Source organism: Methylobacterium aerolatum, assembly GCF_022179085.1.
GTDB lineage: Bacteria > Pseudomonadota > Alphaproteobacteria > Rhizobiales > Beijerinckiaceae > Methylobacterium > Methylobacterium aerolatum.
Genome location: NZ_BPQE01000067.1, coordinates 1 through 1,107, shown reverse-complemented (window position 1 = coordinate 1,107; position 1,107 = coordinate 1). Strand labels below are relative to the sequence as shown.

General features: G+C 64.5%; 2 protein-coding genes. Both read left to right on the top strand.

Features of this window, described 5'->3' with window-relative positions:
• Positions 1–130: 130 nt before the first annotated feature.
• Positions 131–343 (top strand): hypothetical protein, encoded by a 213-nt coding sequence (locus MFF06_RS22600; protein WP_238208464.1) that lies wholly within the window; start codon positions 131–133, stop codon positions 341–343.
• Positions 344–629: 286 nt separating this feature from the next.
• Positions 630–1,107: recombinase family protein (locus tag MFF06_RS22595; protein ID WP_238208462.1), on the top strand; the 478-nt coding region annotated here is incomplete at its 3' end.

The window sequence follows — 1,107 nt, the reverse complement described above, 5'->3', positions numbered from 1 at the left end:
CACGACAATCGCGCCAACATCCGCGACTTCCTCGTCCCGGCTTCGGTCCTGAGGACCACACAGCGATGCATCACACCACCATAGAACGTCAGTGGTTGGACTTGGCGCGCGTTCATGCCAACGTGGCGGGATGTATTACATTGTCGAGATCGCCCACGTCGAACCCCAAGCTGGCACCTCCGAGCAGGGGACGCCGCCGGAGGACCTCCCGGTGCAGTATGGGACGATTGAGGAGGCGACCGAAGCTGGCAAGGCGCGTGTCGCCGAATTGGTGCAGGCTGGCTTCAAGGCTGACAGCGTGACCTTCAAGGTGCTGGATCAGCATGGTCAGCCCGCCTCCTGAGCGCCTATGACTTCGTACTGATGCCCCGCCACGGCGTGCTGCTTGGGCGCATCGAGGCACCTCACCTCTGAGTCGGCGGGCACTAAGCTAGCAGACTCTGACTGTCGGCCCTCAGGCAGATCCGGCCACTCTGGCCTCGGAGAGCTGCTTCGGGCGCAGAGGACCTAGCCACCGAGCCGGCGACAGCCTCATTGTCATGTCACCGCCCATCGACGGACGTTGATCTGTGGCGACAAGGCGTTTGGAGGGACGCAGCCCAGGTTGAGCGCCAATGAGGCCCACTACCGTGACCACCTACATTGCCTACTGCCGTGTATCGACCGACAAACAAGGCCGCTCGGGGCTGGGCCTGGAGGCACAGGAGGCTGCCATCAAGGCGCACCTCCGCGCCGGAGACCTCCTCCTCCAACCACCCTACGTCGAGGTCGAGAGCGGCAAGCGGGACGACCGGCCGAAGCTGCAAGCCGCTATTGAGCGGTGCCGGCGGACAGGCGCCACGCTCCTCGTCGCCAAACTGGATAGGCTGGTTCGCAACGTGGCCTTCATCTCGAACCTCATGGAAAGCGGTGTCGAGTTCGAGGCCGCCGACTTCCCCAAGGCGAACCGGCTCACGGTCCACATCCTGTCGGCCGTGGCGGAACATGAGGCCAAGATGATCTCGGAGCGCACCAAGGCGGCCCTCGCGGCAGCCAAAAGGCGTGGGAAGAAGCTGGGTGGGGATCGGGGCTACCGGCCGCCATCGCCGCCCGAAACTGCCTTGGCGA

Excerpts from the sequence above, each read along its gene's own strand:
- MFF06_RS22600 (WP_238208464.1), top strand. The coding sequence starts at position 131 with ATGTATTACATTGTCGAGATCGCCCACGTCGAACCCCAAGCTGGCACC.